The 5294-nt window shown below is 68.5% G+C and carries 7 protein-coding genes and 1 pseudogene; 2 read left to right on the top strand and 6 right to left on the bottom strand.

Annotated features, from left to right (window positions below; translation table 11 throughout):
• The 3 genes from Y706_RS0117095 to gluQRS form a co-directional block, all read right to left on the bottom strand.
• A partial coding sequence (locus tag Y706_RS0117095) for an NADP-dependent oxidoreductase (protein WP_028277556.1) occupies positions 1-749 on the bottom strand: 749 nt, incomplete at its 3' end.
• A 2-nt stretch (positions 750-751) separates the two neighbouring features.
• Positions 752-1432, bottom strand: coding sequence for an HD domain-containing protein (locus tag Y706_RS0117100; RefSeq protein ID WP_028277557.1), 681 nt, complete (start codon positions 1430-1432; stop codon positions 752-754).
• Positions 1433-1441: 9 nt separating this feature from the next.
• Positions 1442-2389: a tRNA glutamyl-Q(34) synthetase GluQRS gene (gene gluQRS / locus Y706_RS0117105; protein ID WP_028277558.1), complete on the bottom strand. Its 948-nt coding sequence runs from the start codon at positions 2387-2389 to the stop codon at positions 1442-1444.
• A 333-nt stretch (positions 2390-2722) separates the two neighbouring features.
• Between gluQRS and Y706_RS0117110 the strand changes: the two genes are divergently transcribed.
• A complete protein-coding gene (locus tag Y706_RS0117110; RefSeq protein WP_028277559.1) occupies positions 2723-3181 on the top strand; it encodes an Lrp/AsnC family transcriptional regulator in 459 nt (152 codons plus the stop codon).
• Between the two features lie 13 nt (positions 3182-3194).
• Here the strand turns inward: Y706_RS0117110 and Y706_RS0117115 are convergent, their stop codons facing one another.
• Positions 3195-3650, bottom strand: a complete 456-nt coding sequence (locus tag Y706_RS0117115) for an Lrp/AsnC family transcriptional regulator (RefSeq protein WP_079555658.1) — start codon at positions 3648-3650, stop codon at positions 3195-3197.
• Positions 3651-3767: 117 nt separating this feature from the next.
• Between Y706_RS0117115 and Y706_RS0117120 the strand changes: the two genes are divergently transcribed.
• Complete coding sequence (locus tag Y706_RS0117120; protein WP_028277561.1) at positions 3768-4430, top strand: LysE family translocator; 663 nt, start codon at positions 3768-3770, stop codon at positions 4428-4430.
• 21 nt (positions 4431-4451) lie between these two features.
• Here the strand turns inward: Y706_RS0117120 and Y706_RS0117125 are convergent, their stop codons facing one another.
• Both Y706_RS0117125 and Y706_RS30375 read right to left on the bottom strand, forming a co-directional pair.
• The gene (locus Y706_RS0117125; RefSeq protein ID WP_028277562.1) at positions 4452-4808 is read right to left on the bottom strand and encodes a nuclear transport factor 2 family protein; all 357 of its coding nucleotides are present in this window, start codon (positions 4806-4808) and stop codon (positions 4452-4454) included.
• A gap of 81 nt (positions 4809-4889) precedes the next feature.
• Positions 4890-5294 (bottom strand): annotated as a pseudogene (locus tag Y706_RS30375) (hypothetical protein); the annotation flags it as partial.

Here is a 5294-nt window from a genome sequence, read left to right on the forward strand (position 1 = left end):
GAGCCGAGGTCTTTCGTCGCGGTGAGCGGCTCGGGAACGCCGGCGATTGATACCACCCTGCCGCCGGGCCGAAGAATGCGGAAGGAATCGCTGAGGGTCACGCCGCCGACCAGGTCCAGGACCGCGTCGAACCCGTGCAGTACCGCGGAGAAGTCATCCCGGTTGTAGTCGATGACGGCGTCCGCCCCCAGGCGGCGCACGAGCGCCTCGCCGCGGGCCGATGCCGTGGTGGTGACCTGGGCGCCGAGATACTTGGCGAGCTGGATGGCGAGTGTTCCCACCCCGCCGGCGCCGCCGGAGATGAAGAGCCGGGTGCCGCGGCCCACGGCAAGTTCATCGCGGAGGGCCTGCAGCGCAGTGAGCCCGGCCAGCGGCAGTCCTGCGGCCTCGGCGAATCCGAGCGACGCCGGCATGGCGGCCACCAACTCCTGCTGCACGCACACCAGCTCGGCGAAGGCTCCAAGCGTGGCCTTGTCCACCCGGGCGTAGACGCGGTCGCCGATGGAAAAGCCGTTGGGCCCGGGTCCGATTGCGTCGACCGTCCCGGCGAGTTCACAGCCGGCAACGATCGGCAGGCGGACATGGCTGATCAGCCGGAGCGCGCCCTGGCGGAACTTGAAGTCCACCGGGTTCAGCCCGGCCGCGGCGACCTTGATCCGGACGTCGCCCGGGCCGGGCTGGGGATCCGGAACTTCCCGGAGTTCCATGGCGTCCGGGCCGCCGTAGCGTGTGAGGACGTAGGCGCGCATGCTCAGTCCCGGGCGGACCCGGTGTCGCCGGCCGGAGCATCGCCCGGCGCAGCTTCCGCGTCTGCTGCCGCGGCCACTGCCGCGTCTGCTGCGGGGACGTCATAGGAGAGGAACTCGTAGTCCGTGTCGTCCGCCTCGTCGAGCATGTCGTCGAGTTCGTTCAACAGCCAGGGATTGATCCGGGCCAGGATTTTCCGGGTTTCCTCGACAGGAACGGCGGCGTAGAGCACCGGGCGGGCATCATCGTAGCGGGTGACCGGGGGCTTGTCCGGCCACTTTTCGGCCAGCGCCTTGACCCGTTCGGGCAGCGAATTGTGCGCGTTGTCGGCAATCTTCACGAGCGTGGCGTCGTGGTCCTCGGCGATGTACCGGATGCCGGCCTGGTAGTCGTCCGGATTCTCATGCAGGCGCTTCGTGACCCGTTCGATGATGTCCGCGGCACGCTCGGAGACACCCATGTCCAGCAGTGCCTGCCGCGTCATCGGGGTGTCCTCCGCGATGTCGTGGAGGTACCCGGCGATCCGGATGTCGTCGTCGAAGTCCGCCAGGGCGTCCCCGACGGCGAGCACATGCTCCCGGTATGGCCGCTTGAGCTTGTCCTTCTGGCGGTTGTGGGCCACCTCAGCCAGGACCTTGGCTGTCTCGACAGTGAAGCGGGGCTGGGGGTGTGCGGGCTCGGTCATGAATCCAGCCTACGCGCCGCGGCTGTCCGTCCCTGCCCGGAGGCCGGTACCCGGATGCGCCCCCTTGTGCGCTCCCGGCAGCCCGGGCCACACCCAGGGCTCGCGGGGCAGGGCGGCCGGGTCGAAGGCGGCGAGGACATCGCCGAGGCGGCCCGGCGGGAGGCCAAGGGAGTCCAGCAAAGTGTCCCGGACCTGGTCCGCGCCCACCCCGGCCAACGCCAGATCGGCGAGCGTGACGGCGCCGTCGCGCTTGGCCAGCCTGGCACCGTCGGCGTTCAGTACCAGCGGCACATGCGCATATTCCGGAACAGGCATATTGAGCAGCGACGCCAAATATGCCTGCCGCGGCGTGGACGGCAGCAGGTCATCGCCGCGGACCACCTGGTCGATCCCCTGCGCGGCGTCGTCCACCACCACGGCCAGGTTGTAGGCGGTCACGCCGTCGTTGCGCCGGAGCACGAAGTCGTCGACGACCCCGGTGTAACTGCCGTGGAGCACGTCCCACACCGACGCCTCGGCCACCGTGGAGCGGAGCCGGACAGCCGGCGGCCGGGCGGCCCGCTTGGCCTCGCGCTCGGCGCCGCTGAGGTTCCGGCACGTTCCCGGGTAGGCGCCCAGCGGAGCGTGCGGCGCCGAGGGGGCCTCCTGGATTTCGCGGCGGGTACAGAAGCACTCATAGGTCAGGCCGGCCGCCGTCAACTCCGCGATCGCCCCGTCATACAGGTGCTCACGCTCCGTCTGGCGCACGACGCCGCCGTCCCAGCTCACGCCGATCGCCGCCAGGTCGCGGAGTTGTTCGGCCTCGGCGCCGGCCCGGGCACGGTCCAGGTCCTCCACCCGCAGCAGGAACCGCCGCCCCCCGGACCGGGCGAACAGCCATGCCAGGATGGCTGTCCGGAGGTTACCCACATGCAGTTCGCCGGAGGGACTGGGGGCGAAGCGGCCAGCTGAGGTCATGTGACTAGCCTATGTGGAGCAGCACAAGAGCCCCTCAGCTACCGATGACTTCGGGAAATCCGACGTCGGTGGCTCAGGGGCTCTTGCCGCGAGTGCGTTGTGCGGAAAGACGATGCGTGAACAAGAGTCAATCAGCGGCTGGTTCCTTGCGGGAGCCTCGTCCGGGGTCCGGGTGGTGTGCCGGGATGTCCGTAGCCTTCGGGATCGTGGCGGTGGCCTCGTCCCCTTGTTGTCACCATTTGAGCAGAAGCCCTACAGTTGGTGCAACGGACCGGCCCCAGAGTAGTCAATCTGATCAACCACAGCCCGGGCCGCGAACAGGAAGTGGTCATTTTGCAGGAGCTCGACGCGACGGACCGGCGGATCCTCGCCGCGCTGGACGAAGATCCCCGCGTGCCGGTCATGGTGCTGGCGCAAAAGCTGGGCCTGGCCCGCGGCACCGTCCAGTCCCGCCTGGAGCGGATGTCGGCGTCGGGCGCGCTCCGGCCGAACAGCAGCCGGGTGCTGCCGTCCGCCCTGGGCCGCGGCGTGGCGGCCGCGGTCAGCGCGGAACTGGACCAGAGCCACCTCAACGAGGCAATCGCCGCCCTGCGCGACATCCCGGAAGTGCTCGAATGCCATGCCCCGGCTGGCGATACCGATCTCCTGATCCGGGTGGTGGCCAAGAGCCCGGACGATCTCTATCGCGTGTCCGAGGAAATCCGGCTGTGCCCCGGAATCGTCCGGACCTCAACGAGCATGTTCCTGCGCGAGGTCATTCCCTACCGGACCACGGGACTGCTCGGCGCCTGAGCAGGCGGCCGCTTTAGACCGGCGGCCCGGCGTTGGCCTTCAGGTTCTTCATGACCAGCGTTGACGTCAGGCGCTCGACGCCGGGCAGCGAGGTCAGTTCACTGTCGTAGAAACGCTGGTAGGAGGGTAGGTCCTCCGCGATGACCTTGAGCAGGTAGTCCGGCGACCCGAAGAGCCGCTGGGCCTCGACGATGTTGGGATTGCCGGCCACCCGGCTCTCGAAGATCTCCATGGTGGAACGGTCCACCTGGCGCAGGGTCACGAACACGATCGCCTCGAAACCGAGCCCCACCGCGGCCGGATCAATATCCGCCCGGTAGCCCCGGATGATCCCGGCGGCCTCCAGATCCCGCAGCCGGCGATGGCACGGAGCCACGGTCAACCCCACCTTGGCCGCCAGGGCCGTGGCAGTCATCCGGCCGTCCGATTTGAGGTAGCGCAAAATACTTCTGTCAATAGCGTCAATCACGCAATTATCTTACCCAATAGCGGTGATTCACCAGTAAATAAGCGAGCACTTCCCGGCCGAATTTGCCTAGAGTTTTTCTTGTACCCGCCACGGGGTGCCGCACTCCTGGAGCCCGCCATGAACCCCCAGCTTTTCCTCGCCTTCCTGGTTGTCGCCGTCGCCCTGGCATGCACCCCCGGCGTCGACTGGGCCTATTCGATCGCGGCCGGGCTCCGGCAGCGCAGCTTCGCGCCCGCCGTCGCCGGTCTTTGCGGGGGCTACGCCCTCCACACGGCGCTGCTGGTGCTGGGCCTGGCGGCACTGCTCGCCGGGATGCCCGGCGTGCTGGGCTGGCTGACCGCGGCGGGCGCCCTCTACCTGCTGTGGCTGGGCTTCAGCACCCTGCGGTCCTGGCGCGGGGCCAGCTTCAGCACCGGCACCGCTGCTCCCGGTGCCGCCACACCCGCGAGCCAGTTCCGGGTTTTCCTCCAGGGCATGGGCATCAGCGGAATCAACCCCAAGGGCCTGCTGTTCTTCGTGGCCCTGGTGCCGCAGTTCGTCAGCCCTGACGCCGCGTGGCCGGTCCCGGTCCAGTCGGGTCTGCTCGGGCTGACCTTCATCCTGCTCGTGGGCGTCATCTACAGTTGCGTGGCACTCCTGGCGCGGAAACTGCTGCAGGCCAGGCCGGGCGCAGCGCGCCAAGTGACGCTGGCCAGCGGGATCATCATGCTGGCCCTGGGCGCCTTGCTGCTCGCCGAGCAGATCGTGCCCGCCCTCAGCGCAGCCATGACGCACGGGTGAGGGCGCGAATCCGCCCTGGGGCTACTTGCGCTGCATGTACCACTCGGTGAAGGACGACGCGCGGCCGTCCGCGGTCAGTTGGATGACCCACAAGTTGTCATAGCTCCGGCTGTTGCCGCGGTACGTCGTCAGGCCCTGCACAAACGCCCGGCCGCCGTCGACCCCCAGCAGCTTCCACTCAAACATCCAGTCATCCGGCTCATCGCGCCCGGCAAGCCAGTGCTCCACGATATCGTCCCGGCCCTGCCACGGTTCGGCTTCCTGGGGGCTGGTCGCATAGATGGCGTCCTCGGTAAACAGCGCCCGGATGTCCTCCGGATCGTTCGTCGTCCACGCTGTGATGTAGTGCTGCATCCAGCGCTCCACCGCATCTCTCATGCCTCGTTTGTACTCCCCGCCCCAGGGGCCCGCAAGAGTAGTGGATACGTGGATTTGGCCGCGATCGGGCGTGGAAACCTGTCAGTCGTCGTCAGCGCGCCCGTATTCGCGGTCCCAGAGTTCGTGCATTTCGGCGTCTTTGCGAATGGCTTTCACGGCCTCCAGCTGTGCAGGTTTGTGGCGCTGCCAGTCCCGGCCGCCAAGGGTTTTGCGGCCCGCCTCGAGGAGGAGCAGGGCGGTGTCCGTCAGCGCGTCGCTGCGGAGGGTGAAGTCAGTCTTCCTGCGCCGCAGGACTTCCTGCAGGGCAGACCGGGATGCGGTGTAGGCGCCGAGCCTGCGCAGCGACCTGGCACGCACCAGCAGCAGGGCCGCGGACAGATCATCCGCGTTCAGCAGGCCCTCGGTCTCTGCCACCACGTCGGCGTCGCGTCCCAGCTCGGCCTCCAGCGAACAGCGCGCCAGGGCGAGCGGCAACGACGGCGGCAG

This window comes from Arthrobacter sp. I3, assembly GCF_000520575.1.
Lineage (GTDB): Bacteria > Actinomycetota > Actinomycetes > Actinomycetales > Micrococcaceae > Arthrobacter > Arthrobacter humicola_A.

Bases quoted from the DNA above. Each gene is read 5' to 3' on its own strand.
- Y706_RS0117125 (WP_028277562.1), bottom strand. From the start codon at position 4,808: ATGAGAGATGCGGTGGAGCGCTGGATGCAGCACTACATCACAGCGTGG.
- gluQRS (WP_028277558.1), bottom strand. From the start codon at position 2,389: ATGACCTCAGCTGGCCGCTTCGCCCCCAGTCCCTCCGGCGAACTGCAT.
- Y706_RS0117120 (WP_028277561.1), top strand. From the start codon at position 3,768: ATGAACCCCCAGCTTTTCCTCGCCTTCCTGGTTGTCGCCGTCGCCCTG.
- Y706_RS0117100 (WP_028277557.1), bottom strand. From the start codon at position 1,432: ATGACCGAGCCCGCACACCCCCAGCCCCGCTTCACTGTCGAGACAGCC.